Source organism: Pedobacter sp. CAN_A7 (genome assembly GCF_015752175.1).
Lineage (GTDB): Bacteria > Bacteroidota > Bacteroidia > Sphingobacteriales > Sphingobacteriaceae > Pedobacter.
The window spans coordinates 915,907-930,611 of record NZ_JADOUW010000001.1; the positions used below are offsets into that span (position 1 = coordinate 915,907).

Sequence of the window (14,705 nt, forward strand, 5' to 3'; positions counted from 1 at the left end):
GATAACACAATGAAACAAGAAGAAATTTTAGCCAGGCTACCTTATAGCTATCCCTTTTTATTTGTAGACGAACTGTTAAGTATAGATGAAAACGGAAGTACCGGAACCTTTACTTACCCTCCGGACCTGGATTTTTACAAAGGCCACTTTAAAGATCACCCCGTTACGCCCGGTGTTATTTTAACTGAAACCATGGCGCAGATTGGGCTGGTATGTCTGGGCATTTTCCTTACCGGCGATGTAGCTCCAGGCAACAGCAGCCATGTCATGTTAACTTCTACCGCAATTGACTTTATGAAGCCAGTATTTCCTGGTGAAAAAGTAACCGTGACAGCAGAAAAGGTATATTTTAGGTTTAAAAAACTACACTGTAATGTTCAAATGAAAAATAAAGCAGGTGATGTAGTTTGTAAGGGTTCAATTTCAGGAATGGTAACCACTAAACTAAATGGCTAACCGGGTTGTTGTAACCGGCCTTGGTGTAGTAGCGCCAAACGGTGCAGGGATAGCTGATTTTACAGCGTCCATCAAACAAGGTAAGTCCGGTATACAACACCTCCCTATTCTGGAAGCGTTAAAATTTTCCTGCCAGATTGCTGCAATCCCAACACTCTCCCCCGCATTGATTTCCAAATATTTCAGTGAGCTTGAACTTCGCAACTTGAACAGCACAGGCATAACCTATGGCGTTATAGCAGGTATGGAAGCCTGGGCTGATGCAAGACTACCTATTTCTTCAGCCAACGCACCTGATTGGGATAGTGGTACCATTTTCGGTGCCGGCACTTCTGGCATTGATAAGTTCAGGGAAGCGATTTATAAAGTAGATCAGTTAAACGCACGCCGCATTGGCAGCAGTGTAGTTATCCAAACCATGACCAGTGGCGTAAGCGCCTATTTGGGCGGCAAGCTTGGCCTGGGCAATCAGGTAAGCACCAATTCTGCCGCTTGCAGTACCGGTGCAGAAAGTATACTGATGTGTTATGATAAAATTAAATCAGGCCAGGCCTTGCGGATGCTGGCCGGTAGTACCAGCGATAGCGGACCTTACATCTGGGCAGGTTTCGATGCCATGAAGGTATGTACCTTTAAGCACAACCACAGTCCTGCTACAGGCTCCAGGCCTATGAGTGCCACCGCCAGTGGCTTTGTGCCGGGTAGTGGCGCCGGAGCGCTTGTACTCGAGGACCTCAACACTGCACAAGCCCGTGGTGCACATATTTACGCTGAAGTTTTGGGTGGCCACCTTAATTCTGGTGGGCAGCGGGGCGGCGGTACCATGACTGCCCCTAACAACGCCGCTGTACAGCAATGCATTAGCCGTGCACTCCAAAATACAGGTGTAAGTGCACAAGACCTCGATGTCATCAATGGTCACCTTACTGCTACCATGATGGACAGCACAGAACTAAAAAATTGGGTGGCTGCAATTAGCCGAAAAGGCACAGATTTTCCGTATATTAACTCCCTTAAAGGCATGACCGGCCACTGTCTAAGCGCAGCGGGCAGCATAGAGTGCGTAGCTTCAGTTTTACAGATAGATCAGGGTTTTCTGTTTCCCAATGTTAACTGCGAAGACTTGCACCCGGAAATTGCCGATTGTATAGCCAGAGATAAAATACCGCAGCAATGCATACCCATGGATATTAACATCCTGGCGAAAGCGAGCTTTGGTTTTGGAGATGTGAATGCTTGTCTACTATTTAAAAAATATACAACATGACGAAAACAGAATTACTCGCCCGTTTACAACCCATTGTTGCGACTTATGCGCAGGATAAAGAAGCTTTACAGACCTTAAATGAGGACACAGATTTCATTAAAGACTTAAAGATTAATTCTGCAAACCTGGTTGATGTAGTGTTGGATGTAGAAGAAGAATTTGGCATTGAAATAGATAATGCTGCAATGGAGAAAATGTTGACCGTTAGAGCGGCCATGGAAATTGTTGAACTTAAACTTCAGGAAGATGATCGGTAATGATATCGTGGATCTACGCACGGCAAAACAAGAAAGCAACTGGCAACGAAAAGGTTACCTGCAAAAGGTATTTACGCCAGCAGAACAAAAACTTATTTTAGAAAGCGCTTCACCAGACATACTCGTATGGCTTTTCTGGAGTATGAAAGAAGCGGCCTATAAAATCTATTCTAAAGAAATGGATATTCGTAACTATGCACCTACTAGTCTGGAATGCAGCATATACGACCTTGATGGCCAAACAAGCAGCGGACAGGTAAGCATAGGGGGGATAACTTATTACACCCGCAGCAGCCTGCACCATAACTTTATTCACACCATTTGTGCCGATAGCCTGGTCATGCTACAGCAAATTAAGGTATCTATACAAGGCGCTACGCACCCTGCGGACCTTTTTACTCCGCCTGTTTGTCATAGCCACCATGGTGCATACCTGGCACAGGTTTACCTTACTCCAGGTTCTCTTCGATCAATAGGTTAATAATACCATCGGCTAAACCTACCCTAGGAACGTGGAGCTGCTTAATGCCTGTCCATTTCAGCACGGTAATAAATATTTCGGCTGCAGGAATAATTACGTCCGCACGGTCTGGATTTAAACCTAAAATCTGTATCCGTTCTTTTAAAGAATGATTGTTTAAATGGTTATACAGACTCTTTAACTTTAAAAAAGATAATGGCGTACCTTCTTTTTCTTTTGACAGTTTAAACATTTTATTAATGTTGCCACCGGTACCTATGCCCATCAGATTTTTATGATCTTTGGTTTGTTCCTTAATCCATACGCGCATTTCTTCCCAGGTTTCTTCTTTGTCCTGGTTATCAAGAATCCTGATCGTTCCAATATCGAAGGAACGTGAGGCAACAGGGATTTTATTTACAAAAACTGATAGCTCGGTACTACCCCCACCTACATCAATGTACAGATAACTTTTATGGATATCCAGATTCTCTTCAATATGGTTATGGTAAATGATATTTGCTTCCCGCTGTCCGTGAATAATTTCCAGATCCAATCCCGCTTCCGCTTTTACCCGCGCAATAAGGTCGGCACCGTTGGTCGCCTCGCGCATTGCTGAGGTGGCACAAGCCAAGTAAGCCGAAACCTGGTACACATCCATTAAATTCTTAAACGCTACCATGGTTTTCACCAGGTCGTTTGCTTTTCGCAAGGAGATCTTTTGATCTAGAAATGCATCATCTCCTAATCGTAAAGGAACGCGAACAAGCGTGTTTTTTTTATAACCGTACTTTCCGTCTTCCTGCGTAATGTCGGCAATCATTAGCCGCACGGCGTTAGAACCTATATCAATTGCTGCATATCTTACCATTAGTCCTGTTGGTGTTTGTTTTTTAAATAATTGTAGGTATTTACCTGCGCACGCACCTTGGTGCCTAATCTGTTTTTATGGTAGCGGTTATTGTTCAGTTTGGTAATATCTCTGGCTTTCACGTTATCTTGAAGCTGGAAATCTATAATATCCCTTATTTCCTGGCGTACATCATCGTCGAGCACGGGAAAACCCACTTCCACCCGATGTTCGAAGTTCCGGCTCATTAAATCAGCAGATGATAAATACATCTCTTCCTTACCTTGATTGCCAAAAATGTATACGCGTGCATGTTCCAGAAACTTATCAATAATACTAATTACCGTAATGTTTTCGCTAAAACCTTTAATGCCCGGGATCAGGCAACAAATGCCTCGGACAATGAGTTTCACCTTTACTCCGGCATTACTAGCTTGGTATAATTTATTAACTACCCCTTCATCAGCAAGGCTATTTACCTTTAACAACAGATAAGCCGCTTTGCCCGCTTTGGCACTTCTGATCTCTCGGTCTATTAACCGATAAAACTTGTTTCTTGATTCTAATGGTGATACGATCAGGTGTTTGAAACCTTTGGCTACCGTATGGTTGTTTAAAGCACTGAACAGTTTAACCAAATCACGGGTTATTTCCCTTTTAGCAGTAAAAATACTGTGGTCACAATACAGTTTCGCAGTCTTTTCATTAAAATTTCCTGTAGCTAAATTGGCATAATAAACCGCACGTCCACGTTCCATTCTTTTTACCAGGCATATTTTGGAATGCACCTTATAATCGGTTAAACCATAGTTAACCTGCACACCTTCCTCTTCCAGGCGGTTAGACCAATAGATATTGGCATTTTCATCAAACCTTGCCTTAAGCTCTACCACCACCTTCACCAGTTTCCCATTTTTAGCAGCATTGATCAGGGCATTGATTACCCTGGAATTTTCAGCAAGACGGTACAACGTAATGTTAATTTCTGTAACCTTTGGATCAATGGCAGCTTCCCTTAAAAAAAGAATGATGTAATCGTATGATTGATAAGGGAGGTTAATAAGGTAGTCTTTAGTCGCGATTTTATCAATAATACTCTCCGTACGGTGTAAGCCTAAAACTTTAAGTGGCGGCGTAGGCGGATATTCTAGCGTTGGCGAACCTACGTTTGGGAATCGTATAAAATCGCCAAAGCGGTGGTAACGGTTACCGGGTATTAAACTTTCCGCTTCGATCTTAATCTTGGCTACCAATACGCTCAACATATCAAAGGGCATCTCGGTATCATATAATAAACGCATGGGTTTACCCTTACGCCTTTTATCAAGACTGGTCTTTAATTCTTCGATAAACTTATCGCTGATATTTTTGTCGATATCTAATTCTGCATCACGGGTAACCTGGATAGAAAAAGCATCCAGTTCATCGTAATCAAATATGTAGAAGATATCATTCATGCAATATTTGATGATATCTTCGGCAAGGATGATAAACTTTAAGCCATTCGTTTCCGGTAATATCAGGAATCGGGGTAAATCTTGCGGCAGTTCAATTAAGGCGTAACGCTTATTTTTAGAACCTTTTTTAAAAAGGCGCACAAAAAAATACAAAAAGCGGTCTTTAAGTTCTGGGAAAGGCTTATCGAGGTCTATTAATATTGGAACCAGGTTTGATAAAATGCGGTCTCTAAAATGGTTTCGCACAAACTCACCCCTGGATACATTTAACTGGGTATCATTAAGTATAAAAATGCGGTTTTGTGCAAGCTCATTGATTAAGGTAGCCTGGAAAAGCTGCTCAAACCTGCGCTCCTGTCTCACCACAATATTCTTAATTTCATTAAGCACCTTTTTAGGGTTGAAACCTAACAAGGCCTTTGATTTTTCGTTTAAATTGGCAAGGCGGTTGATGGTGGCCACCCTAACCCGATAAAATTCATCGAGGTTAGAGGAAAATATCGACAAAAATTTAATCCTTTCTATTAATGGAACCGATTCATCTGCCGCTTCCTGGAGCACCCGCTCGTTAAAATACAACCAGCTGATTTCTCTGTTTAGAAAAGGAACTTTCTTTTTCGTCATGTAATATGTTTATTTTACCCGCTGATGGCGGATAGCCAAAACTGCAAACTTTAATGTTAATTCTATGTTAATTTTAGCCTAGGCAGGTTCAATATTCTCCGGCATTTCCGGATCTTCCGGGAAAACTTCAGCTTTGGGCTTAGCACGCGAAGCTCTTTTTTTAGCCGGCGTTGATGTTGTCTTTGCAGCTGTCGATTTAGCTAGTGCTTGTGCTGCACGCGCCTCTGACGTTATTGGCGTAACTTTTACACTTTGCGCCAGGGGTCTAGGTTTCACTACATTGGTTTTATAATTCTGATCTTGTCTTTTTAGCGTCTTTGCTACCCCATCAATCTTTTTTGCAGAATTATCGTTTTTACCAGCTTTTTCAGGTTTAACTGATTTTTTAAGTTTTTCGTTCCCTTGGTCTTTAACAGCTATCGCTTTTTCTTGGTGTTGCTCAAAGGTTTTTTTGTCTTTCTTAACCCCAGGCGCTGCATTAAAGCCTACAGCTTCCTGCACATTCGATACTTTTTTCGCTAATTTTTTAGCAATCGTCTTTCCTGCTTTCGAAATATCATCACCAACTTTTCCGGCATCATGCCCCAACTGGTTAATTACTTCTAGGAATCTTTCCGTCAATGTTTTTTCTAAATCTTTTTTTGCTGCTTTTTTAGCAACTTTTTTTTGCACTTTTGGCTTATTGGTTTTCATGAGATTCTATAATTAACAGGAATAAATGTTGACTATAAATTTAACAATTTTTCATTCTAAAGCTATTATCATGCCCACTTTTGACATTGTAAGTAAAGTTGACCCGCAAACATTCGACAATGCGATGAACAACGCAAAAAAAGAAATCCTAAACCGTTATGATTTCAGCACTTCCAAAAGCACGATAGAACATGATAAAAAAACAAATATCATAACCATCGTTACTGAAGACGACATGCGCCTGAAAGCCATCCAGGATTCGATCATTTCAAGAATGATTAAACAAAATCTGGATGCAAAGAGTCTGGACTTTGGCAAAGAACAGTATGCCTCTGGAAACATGATCAGGAAAGAAATTTCCATCAAAGAAGGAATCGATAAAGAAACCGCAAAAAAGATTGTGGCCAAAATAAAAGCCAGCGGATTAAAAGTTCAGGCCTCCATGATGGACGAACAGGTGCGGGTGCAAAGCAAAAACATCGACGACCTGCAAGGTGTGATTGCCTTATGTAAGGGCGAAGACTTCGGTCAGCCGTTACAATTTATTAACATGCGTAATTAACAAAATAGTGCCTGCTTTATTAATGAAGGCAGGCACTGTATGTTAACTAAACACCGTATACCCATACGATATTCTTAACACCTATGATTTTCTCAATAGTAGGTAGTTATTTTACAATAACGAAGTATACAGTACTATGCATTAAGGATATACTATCATTTTTAGTCAGAATCACGTGTTTCTGACCCCAGTTTAGCTGCTCCTCAAAGCAAGATGAATACGACATAAATCCGTGTTAGTCGTTTACAACCTATATTCAAGCAGAATCAATGTCGAATTTCTTTAAACTAAAAAGAGACTGTATCATTTTGACTGCCCTCAAAAAGTGTCTAACTTTTTGGGGGCAGTGTAGGAAAATGATACAGCCTCTTTTAGGAAACTAAATTAGATTAACTCGGCCAGTGCGGCTTTTGTAAAACCTTTCAACTCATCGGTACGGTTGGCTTTAATTTTCTCCACCCAATATGGATCAGCCAACAACGGTCTGCCTACGGCAACCAGGTCGAAATCGCCACGGTCCATTCTTCTCATTAATTCATCTAATGAACTAGGGTCAGAACTTTCGCCAGCAAAAGCGGCTAAAAACTCACCTGTTAATCCTACAGAACCTACGGTAATAGTTGGTTGACCAGTAATTTTCTTAGCCCAACCTGCAAAGTTTAAATCAGAACCTTCAAATTCAGGTTCCCAGAAACGACGTTGTGAACAATGGAAAATATCTACGCCGGCTTCTGCTAAGGGGTTTAACCAGGCTTCCATTTCTTGTGGCGTTTTTGCCAGTTTATAATTATAATCTTGTGGTTTAAATTGCGATAAACGAATGATGATCGCAAAGTCTTCCCCTACTTGTTTTCTAATCTCTTTAATTACTTCAATGGCAAAACGGCTGCGTATAGGCAAAGTTGCTCCGCCATAACCATCTTGACGTTGGTTGGTGCCTTCCCAAAAAAACTGGTCAATCAGGTAACCATGTGCTCCATGTATTTCTATACAGTCAAAACCCAAACGTTTAGCATCAGCTGCTGAACGGCCAAAAGCAGCAATGGTCTCCGCAATATCGTTTTCTGTCATTGCTATGCCTTGCGTAACCCCAGGTTTAAATAAACCTGATGGCCCTTCAAAAGGACCAGCTGGTAACCAGCCTGAGTAGTGATTTTCCATTACACCCATGTGCCAGATTTGTGGCCCCATCTGTGCTCCGCCCTGTTTTACCTCAGAGATCACATTTTGCCAGCCCTTTAAAGCTGCTTCACCATGGAAATGCGGAACGTTTTTATCGTTAGATGAAGATAAACGGTCGATCACCGTACCTTCAGACAAGATCAAGCCGACTTCACCCTCTGCTCTGCGGCGATAATATGCGGCAACTTCTGGGGTGGGAACGCCATCAGGCGAGAAAGAACGCGTCATGGGTGCCATCACGATCCTGTTTTTTATATTTAATGATTTTAGGCTAAAAGGCCTGAATAAACTATCTGTTTTCATAATTAATTGATGTACAATACTGTTTATAATTCTTTTTCGATCAATTGAGAAAAAGCTAGAAATGCCGCTTCATTACGCTTATAATAAGTCCATTGACCTACCCTGGTCGATTCAATTAAGCCTGCCCGTTGTAAAATACAGAGGTACTCAGAAACCGTAGATTGGGTTAAACCTGCTTTCTTCTGTATCTGACCAACACAAACACCATGGTCGTATCCATTGTCCTGTGCAGGAAAATGAAGTTCAGGGGATTTCAGCCAGGTCAGAATCTGCAACCGGGATTTATTGGATAGTGCTTTGAAGATTTCTAATTGATCCATGCACAAAGGTATATCGATATTTTCCGATATCCCAATGATATGCATGGATTTGACAGTACTTATACAGTTTTTACATCACCTTCGCTATAATCTTCGATATCGGTGATGTACCCATTTACGATCAGGAAATCGAACAGGGGTTTAGCATCCGGGGTAACCGGCATATTAGAACTGGTGATGACAGCGTTGGTTTTTTTGTCTAAATACGGGTAAGCAAACAACTTTACGTTTTTGCTAAACATGTCACTTACGTAGCTTAAAAGCTGACTAGTATAGTTTTCGCCGAAGTTACTAGAGTTAAATACAAACTTTAGGTTGTTGATATTGGTGGAAATGCCCACACTGCTAGGTTTACAGCGATCCAGGTATTTAGCCAATTTGTTGTGGCGTGCAAAGTTAGAAACGATGACTAAATTCCCCGTTTTACACATCTCTTCGGCGCGTTTGGCTACCGCATGTAAATCGAGGTTATCGGTCCAATTTTCTTCGGTAGTCAGCACATTTGACAAAAGCACCTCGATCAGAACGCTTAGGTTCTCTTGTTTCACCGATTCAGTACGCACAAATTGCTCTACCGCCTTGTTCAGCATGCTAAAGTTAGGATTAGATTTCTGCGCATATTTGGTGCGCAAAATCATGATGTCCTTTTTATATAAAAGATCCTTGGGTAAACACGGTTGTCCTAACGAATCAAAGATCGCCGCATTTGAAAAATCCTTCACGATTAAATAAAGGTTAAGCAGGATGTTGTTAACAGATTTAAATGCAGGGCCGTGAACAGAGATCAGGTCGATCTCTACTGAGCCTACAGTGAGGTTATCAGCCAACGATTCAATCATGGTTTTAGGGTCATGATTGAAGTAAAAAGCTGCATAAACCAGGTTTACCCCGATGATGCCTAATACATTGTGTTGCAAGGCTGCATCGGTATCGAGTAAACGGACATGGAAAACAATGTCATTGACTTCTCCGCCAGGTTCAGACTGGAATTTAATGCCTATCCATCCATGTGGGTCATTTGACTTATTGTAATTTAAGGTGGTAACAGTATCTGCAAAGGCGAAAAATGTTCTGTCGTCATATTTTTCGCCGTTTAAACGCTCGTTTAACAGGTCGTATTCATGGTTGAGCATTTTAGATAAACGCGACTGGCTTACATACCTTCCGCTTTCTTCTGCACCATAAATAGCATCACTAAAAGTCATATCATAGGCCGACATGGTTTTTGCCACCGTACCTGACGCCGCACCAGCGGTAAAAAAGTTTCTTGCAACTTCCTGCCCTGCCCCAATTTCTGCAAAGGTTCCGTAAATCTTTTGATTTAAATTTATCTTTAAGGCTTTACGCTTTGTATCCAGAATTTCTCTTTCCATGGCGCAAAAATAGGACAAACTAGCCTAATAAGCATTACAAATTTGTTTATCTTGCTAATCTGATGTTAAACGTAAACAATTTAGAAATTCAGTTTCGTAATGAGGAAGATCATTCCTTAATCACAGCCGTAAACAAGGTTAGCTTTAAGGTTGAGCCAGGAAAAGTATTGGGCATCGTGGGCGAATCGGGCTCCGGAAAATCAGTAACCTCTTTTTCCATTATGCGCCTTCATCATGAAGGAAATACGGAGATTAAGGGAGACATTACCTTTAACGATATCAACCTGCTAAACCTGAAGGAAGAGGATATCAGGGCTTACCGGGGAAATAAAATTTCTATGATCTTTCAGGAACCGATGACTTCCCTAAACCCAGTGTTTACCTGCGGTTTCCAGGTGATGGAAGCGATGATGTTGCATCAGCGTATTAATAAAGTTCAGGCCAGAGAAAAAACGCTCGCCTTGTTTGAAGAGGTGCAATTGCCCCATCCGGAGCATATGTTAGCACGTTATCCTCACCAGCTTTCGGGCGGACAGAAACAACGGGTGATGATTGCTATGGCACTAAGCTGCAATCCTGAGTTGCTGATTGCCGATGAACCGACCACTGCTTTGGATGTGACTGTTCAAAAAACCATTCTACAATTGTTGTTGAAACTAAAAGAAGAAAGGCAAATGGGCATGATCTTTATTTCGCACGACCTTGCAGTCATCAGCGAGGTAGCAGATGAAGTTGCAGTGATGTATCGCGGTGAAATCGTAGAACAAGGCGAGGCAAAAGCTTTATTCAAAAACCCTAAACATGCTTACACCAAAGGTTTGCTGGCTTGTCGCCCGGCTCCTGAACGACAACTCAAAGTGTTACCTACGGTAGCTGATTTCATGGGTAATGAAGAAAGAAGTGTAAAACACTTACTAGAAAGCAATACCTACACTACCGAAGAAATTAACGAAAGGAGAAGCCGCCTTTACCAGCAACAACCATTGCTGGAAGTTGAAAACCTCTGCACTTGGTTTCCGGTAAATAAAGGCCTGTTTGACCATAGCAACACGTATATAAAAGCGGTAAATAACATCAGTTTTAAAGTTTACCCTGGAGAAACCTTAGGACTGGTTGGCGAATCTGGCTGTGGAAAAACTACCCTTGGCCGAAGTATATTAAGGTTGACAGAACCAACGTCAGGCAGGATCATTTATCAGGGCAAAGAATTATTGAAGCTCAACAGCGCGGAACTTCGTAAAACCAGGCGCGACCTGCAGATCATTTTCCAGGACCCCTACTCCGCTTTAAATCCGCGACTTACCGTGGGCCAGGCCATTATGGAACCATTGCAGGTACACCAGTTGTTTAGTAACGACCAGCAGCGTAAATCACATGTATTGCATTTATTGGAAAAGGTTGATTTGAAAGCGGAGCATTATAACCGATATCCGCATGAGTTCTCCGGCGGACAGCGCCAACGCATCGTCATTGCCCGAGCTTTGGCTTTGGAACCTAAATTTATCATCTGTGATGAGTCAGTATCGGCATTAGATGTATCGGTGCAGGCGCAAGTATTGAACCTGCTGAAGCAGCTGCAACAGGATATGGGTCTAACCTATATCTTTATTTCACACGACCTGGCTGTGGTGAAACATATTTCAGACCGGATGCTGGTGATGAATAAAGGCCAGGTAGAAGAACAGGGATTTCCAGACGATATTTATCACCGTCCACAAGCAGCGTATACCCGTAAACTAATTGACGCCATTCCCGGCACGGGTAACTTCCGCTGATTCTTCCTGATCGCGTTTTTCAGAAAGTTTCATGATTGCAGTATTCAGCTCACGCCTGATTTCTCTTTCCTTTTGCCTGTCGTACTTATTGAGGAGTACCTGTACCTTAAACGTCGCTTCATCCTTAAATATAGCAATGGTTTTAATAGATAAGCCATCCAGTACCACATAAGCGGCATAATTAACCATCACCTTCTTTAAATAGTTTTCCAGGTAGTCGGGTGTATAACCGTAATGCAGGAGGATGTGAAATTCTACACTCAGTTTCTTGATATTTTGTTTACTCTGGTTCACAATAACTGAGCTAAATACCACCGAATTAGGAATGATCACCATGTCATTGTCCTCGTTCTGCAAAATCATATTGATCAACGTGATGTCAATGATCTTTCCTTCAATTTCACCCACCTTGATATGGTCGCCAAGCGACAGCTGGTCAGAAAACATGATGATCAGTCCGTTAATCATGTTGGTGATATAATCTTTAAAAGTCAGCGCAAGGGCCGCTGCAACGATGGTGATGCTGGTTAAAAAGGTTTTCGGGTCATTGCCCATAAAAACAATAAAAGCAAGGGCAAAGAATACGGTATTCAGAATAGACTCAATTCTGTTTATACCGAGAATAAAGTTGTCCTTGATATTTGACTTTAGACGGTGTTTTTTTATGTACCAGACAATGATGACCAGACGCAATAGTGATACCGTTAAACTGGGCCCAAGGAAAATAAACACTGCACTGGTTAACTGGTGAACAAATACATGTTCATCATATAACATCGGCTTATAGATCCTGAAATACACCAGCACCGCATAGATAACCGCCTTAATGAGAATGACTATAAATTCATTACTAGTTTTTCTTTCTTTTACCGTAAACATATCGATTTCTTAACCACTTAGGTAACCTCTGTTAGACTAACAAATGTAGCAAAAACCGCATTATATCCCATCAAATTGTTACCTTCGGGTGATTCATAAATTAGTTATGGCAAAAAACAAAACATCAAACTTAACACAAGTGCTGACTCAACTGATTGGCGATGTGTTGAGCAAAAGCAAAGAGCCGCTTAATTACAAACAAGTCTCTGCGCAATTAAATATTACGGATAGCGCTTCAAGAGAGACCATTTTAGAAGTTTTAAAAGAGCAAACAAATAAAGGCACATTTATAGAGCCCGAAAAGGGCAAGTTCCTGTTAAAAGACCTGAAAACTTTCATCATCGGTAAAGTGGATATTACTGCAGATGGCTCCGGCTATGTGGTACCCGACGACGAGTTTGAAAAAGACATCTACGTTTCGGCACGCAAGCTGCACAATGCCTTGCATGGCGATAAAGTAAAGGTTTATATTTTCGCAAAGAAAAGTGGGCGCAAGAATGAAGGGGAAGTGGTTGAGATCATCGAACGTGCAAAAACAGACTTCATTGGTGTGATTAGGATTTCGGAACGTTTCGCCTTTGTGGCCATAGACGACCGAAAGATGTTACACGATATTTTTGTTCCATTAACGGACCTTAATGGTGCTAAAAACGGACAGAAAGTACAAGTGAGCATCACTGATTGGCCCGAAGAGGCAAAAAATCCAATTGGTAAAGTGATCCACATTCTTGGTCAGCAAGGGGAAAACGATACAGAAATGAATGCGATCCTCGCTCAATACGGCTTTCCTTTAGCATTCCCTGCCGAGGTGGAAAAAGAAGCCGATGCCATTCCAGAACAGGTATCTGAAAAGGATCTGGCAGGCCGTAAAGATTTTAGAAATACCGTTACCTTCACCATTGACCCTGCGGACGCAAAGGACTTTGATGATGCCATTTCGGTAAAGAAACTGGATAACGGAAACTATGAAATTGGTGTCCATATTGCTGATGTATCACACTATGTTACACCAAACAGCGCTTTAGATAAAGAAGCTTATTCCAGGGCTACTTCAGTTTACCTGGTTGATCGTGTGATTCCGATGTTACCTGAACGTTTAAGTAATGGAGTATGTTCCTTACGTCCTAATGAGGATAAACTTTGCTTTGCGGCGGTTTTCGAACTAGACGACAAAGCGAATATCCATTCAGAATGGTTTGGCCGTACCGTGATCAATTCAAACACCAGGTTTAGCTATGAAGAGGCACAGGAAGTAATCGAAAACAAGGAAGGAAACCATGTTGAAGAAATCTTGAAATTAAATGAACTGGCTTATATCCTGAGGGATAGAAAATTTAAAGCTGGCGCCATTAGTTTTGAAAGTACTGAAGTGAAGTTCAAACTGGATGAAGCAGGTAAGCCAATTGGTGTTTATGTGAAAGAACGTAAAGATGCCCACAAGCTCATTGAAGATTTCATGTTGCTGGCCAATAAAAAGGTAGCAGAATTTGTAGCGAAAAAAGGGACAGGTAAAATGAAATATACCTTTGTTTACCGCTCCCATGATTCGCCAAACCTGGAAACCCTGAATAACTTCGCATTATTTGCTGCACGTTTCGGTTACAAAATCAATATGAAATCAGACAAGGAGATTGCAAAATCACTGAACTTTCTGATGGAAGATGTAGAAGGTAAAAAGGAACAGAACGTGTTAACGCAACTGGCAATCCGTTCCATGGCTAAAGCCATATACACGACTAAAAAAACCAGCCATTATGGTTTGGCTTTTGACCATTATACACACTTTACCTCGCCCATCAGGCGATACCCTGATGTGATGGTTCACCGCCTGCTGGCGAGTTATTTAAATGGCGAGAAATCGGCAAATGAAGAGCAATTTGAAATCGCTTCATCGCATTCCTCGGCCATGGAGAAACGTGCTGCTGATGCAGAACGCGCTTCCATTAAATATAAACAAGTAGAATACCTGGAAGAAAATGTAGGTAATACCTATGCAGGCATCATCTCTGGCGTTACCGAGTGGGGAATGTATGTGGAATTAACGGATAATAAATGTGAAGGCATGGTGAGGTTGAGAGATATCGCTGATGACTTTTATGTGTTAGACGAAAAGAATTACTGTATTATTGGTCAACGTAAGAAGAAAAAATACCAGTTGGGTGATGATGTACAGGTAAAAGTAAAGAAAGTGGACCTTTCAAAACGCATGATCGATTTCACCCTGATTAATTAAGAACACGGCAAGAT

General features: G+C 41.5%; 14 protein-coding genes. 7 read left to right on the forward strand and 7 right to left on the reverse strand.

All coding sequences use genetic code 11. From position 1 onward, the window contains the following. Positions 1–9: 9 nt before the first annotated feature. From IWX76_RS04110 to IWX76_RS04125, 4 genes are read left to right on the forward strand one after another with little or no spacing between them, the layout of a single operon-like run. Positions 10–456: a 3-hydroxyacyl-ACP dehydratase FabZ family protein gene (locus IWX76_RS04110; protein WP_196858594.1), complete on the forward strand. Its 447-nt coding sequence runs from the start codon at positions 10–12 to the stop codon at positions 454–456. Further along, a complete protein-coding gene (locus IWX76_RS04115; RefSeq protein WP_196858595.1) occupies positions 449–1,723 on the forward strand; it encodes a beta-ketoacyl-[acyl-carrier-protein] synthase family protein in 1,275 nt (424 codons plus the stop codon). The genes IWX76_RS04110 and IWX76_RS04115 overlap by 8 nt, the downstream gene beginning before the upstream one ends. Beyond that, on the forward strand, positions 1,720–1,980 hold the full coding sequence (locus IWX76_RS04120; RefSeq protein ID WP_196858596.1) for an acyl carrier protein: 261 nt from the start codon (positions 1,720–1,722) through the stop codon (positions 1,978–1,980). The genes IWX76_RS04115 and IWX76_RS04120 overlap by 4 nt, the downstream gene beginning before the upstream one ends. Further along, positions 1,970–2,461 (forward strand): 4'-phosphopantetheinyl transferase family protein, encoded by a 492-nt coding sequence (locus IWX76_RS04125; RefSeq protein ID WP_196858597.1) that lies wholly within the window; start codon positions 1,970–1,972, stop codon positions 2,459–2,461. The genes IWX76_RS04120 and IWX76_RS04125 overlap by 11 nt, the downstream gene beginning before the upstream one ends. Here IWX76_RS04125 and IWX76_RS04130 read toward each other — a convergent pair. The 3 genes from IWX76_RS04130 to IWX76_RS04140 form a co-directional block, all read right to left on the reverse strand. Further along, positions 2,430–3,311, reverse strand: a complete 882-nt coding sequence (locus IWX76_RS04130; protein ID WP_196858598.1) for a Ppx/GppA phosphatase family protein — start codon at positions 3,309–3,311, stop codon at positions 2,430–2,432. The two genes, IWX76_RS04125 and IWX76_RS04130, sit on opposite strands and share 32 nt — an antisense overlap. Next, the gene (ppk1, locus tag IWX76_RS04135; protein WP_196858599.1) at positions 3,311–5,371 is read right to left on the reverse strand and encodes a polyphosphate kinase 1; all 2,061 of its coding nucleotides are present in this window, start codon (positions 5,369–5,371) and stop codon (positions 3,311–3,313) included. Before ppk1 ends, IWX76_RS04130 begins: the two co-directional genes overlap by 1 nt. A gap of 78 nt (positions 5,372–5,449) precedes the next feature. Then, entirely contained in the window at positions 5,450–6,043 is a 594-nt protein-coding gene (locus tag IWX76_RS04140; RefSeq protein ID WP_196858600.1) for a hypothetical protein, read from the reverse strand. A 91-nt stretch (positions 6,044–6,134) separates the two neighbouring features. Between IWX76_RS04140 and IWX76_RS04145 the strand changes: the two genes are divergently transcribed. Next, positions 6,135–6,626, forward strand: coding sequence for a YajQ family cyclic di-GMP-binding protein (locus tag IWX76_RS04145; protein ID WP_196858601.1), 492 nt, complete (start codon positions 6,135–6,137; stop codon positions 6,624–6,626). A 384-nt stretch (positions 6,627–7,010) separates the two neighbouring features. Here the strand turns inward: IWX76_RS04145 and IWX76_RS04150 are convergent, their stop codons facing one another. From IWX76_RS04150 to IWX76_RS04160, 3 genes are read right to left on the reverse strand one after another with little or no spacing between them, the layout of a single operon-like run. After that, positions 7,011–8,111, reverse strand: a complete 1,101-nt coding sequence (locus tag IWX76_RS04150; protein WP_196858602.1) for an NADH:flavin oxidoreductase — start codon at positions 8,109–8,111, stop codon at positions 7,011–7,013. A gap of 23 nt (positions 8,112–8,134) precedes the next feature. Beyond that, positions 8,135–8,431 carry an ArsR/SmtB family transcription factor gene (locus IWX76_RS04155; protein ID WP_334641181.1) on the reverse strand — a complete coding sequence of 99 codons (297 nt, stop codon included), beginning with the start codon at positions 8,429–8,431 and terminating at the stop codon, positions 8,135–8,137. Between the two features lie 59 nt (positions 8,432–8,490). Beyond that, entirely contained in the window at positions 8,491–9,804 is a 1,314-nt protein-coding gene (locus IWX76_RS04160) for a nicotinamide mononucleotide adenylyltransferase (RefSeq protein WP_196858603.1), read from the reverse strand. 62 nt (positions 9,805–9,866) lie between these two features. On the opposite strand from IWX76_RS04160, the gene IWX76_RS04165 reads away from it, so the two are divergent. Continuing rightward, on the forward strand, positions 9,867–11,579 hold the full coding sequence (locus tag IWX76_RS04165) for an ABC transporter ATP-binding protein (protein ID WP_196858604.1): 1,713 nt from the start codon (positions 9,867–9,869) through the stop codon (positions 11,577–11,579). Here IWX76_RS04165 and IWX76_RS04170 read toward each other — a convergent pair. Then, entirely contained in the window at positions 11,541–12,458 is a 918-nt protein-coding gene (locus IWX76_RS04170) for a mechanosensitive ion channel family protein (protein WP_196858605.1), read from the reverse strand. The genes IWX76_RS04165 and IWX76_RS04170 overlap by 39 nt on opposite strands. A gap of 106 nt (positions 12,459–12,564) precedes the next feature. On the opposite strand from IWX76_RS04170, the gene rnr reads away from it, so the two are divergent. Continuing rightward, positions 12,565–14,691: a ribonuclease R gene (gene rnr / locus IWX76_RS04175; RefSeq protein WP_196858606.1), complete on the forward strand. Its 2,127-nt coding sequence runs from the start codon at positions 12,565–12,567 to the stop codon at positions 14,689–14,691. The last annotated feature ends 14 nt before the right edge of the window (positions 14,692–14,705 follow it).

Excerpts from the sequence above, each read along its gene's own strand:
- IWX76_RS04110 (WP_196858594.1), top strand. The coding sequence starts at position 10 with ATGAAACAAGAAGAAATTTTAGCCAGGCTACCTTATAGCTATCCCTTT.
- IWX76_RS04115 (WP_196858595.1), top strand. The coding sequence starts at position 449 with ATGGCTAACCGGGTTGTTGTAACCGGCCTTGGTGTAGTAGCGCCAAAC.
- IWX76_RS04120 (WP_196858596.1), top strand. The coding sequence starts at position 1,720 with ATGACGAAAACAGAATTACTCGCCCGTTTACAACCCATTGTTGCGACT.
- IWX76_RS04125 (WP_196858597.1), top strand. The coding sequence starts at position 1,970 with ATGATCGGTAATGATATCGTGGATCTACGCACGGCAAAACAAGAAAGC.
- IWX76_RS04130 (WP_196858598.1), bottom strand. The coding sequence starts at position 3,311 with ATGGTAAGATATGCAGCAATTGATATAGGTTCTAACGCCGTGCGGCTA.
- ppk1 (WP_196858599.1), bottom strand. The coding sequence starts at position 5,371 with ATGACGAAAAAGAAAGTTCCTTTTCTAAACAGAGAAATCAGCTGGTTG.
- IWX76_RS04145 (WP_196858601.1), top strand. The coding sequence starts at position 6,135 with ATGCCCACTTTTGACATTGTAAGTAAAGTTGACCCGCAAACATTCGAC.
- IWX76_RS04150 (WP_196858602.1), bottom strand. The coding sequence starts at position 8,111 with ATGAAAACAGATAGTTTATTCAGGCCTTTTAGCCTAAAATCATTAAAT.
- IWX76_RS04155 (WP_334641181.1), bottom strand. The coding sequence starts at position 8,431 with ATGGATCAATTAGAAATCTTCAAAGCACTATCCAATAAATCCCGGTTG.
- IWX76_RS04160 (WP_196858603.1), bottom strand. The coding sequence starts at position 9,804 with ATGGAAAGAGAAATTCTGGATACAAAGCGTAAAGCCTTAAAGATAAAT.
- IWX76_RS04165 (WP_196858604.1), top strand. The coding sequence starts at position 9,867 with ATGTTAAACGTAAACAATTTAGAAATTCAGTTTCGTAATGAGGAAGAT.
- IWX76_RS04170 (WP_196858605.1), bottom strand. The coding sequence starts at position 12,458 with ATGTTTACGGTAAAAGAAAGAAAAACTAGTAATGAATTTATAGTCATT.
- rnr (WP_196858606.1), top strand. The coding sequence starts at position 12,565 with ATGGCAAAAAACAAAACATCAAACTTAACACAAGTGCTGACTCAACTG.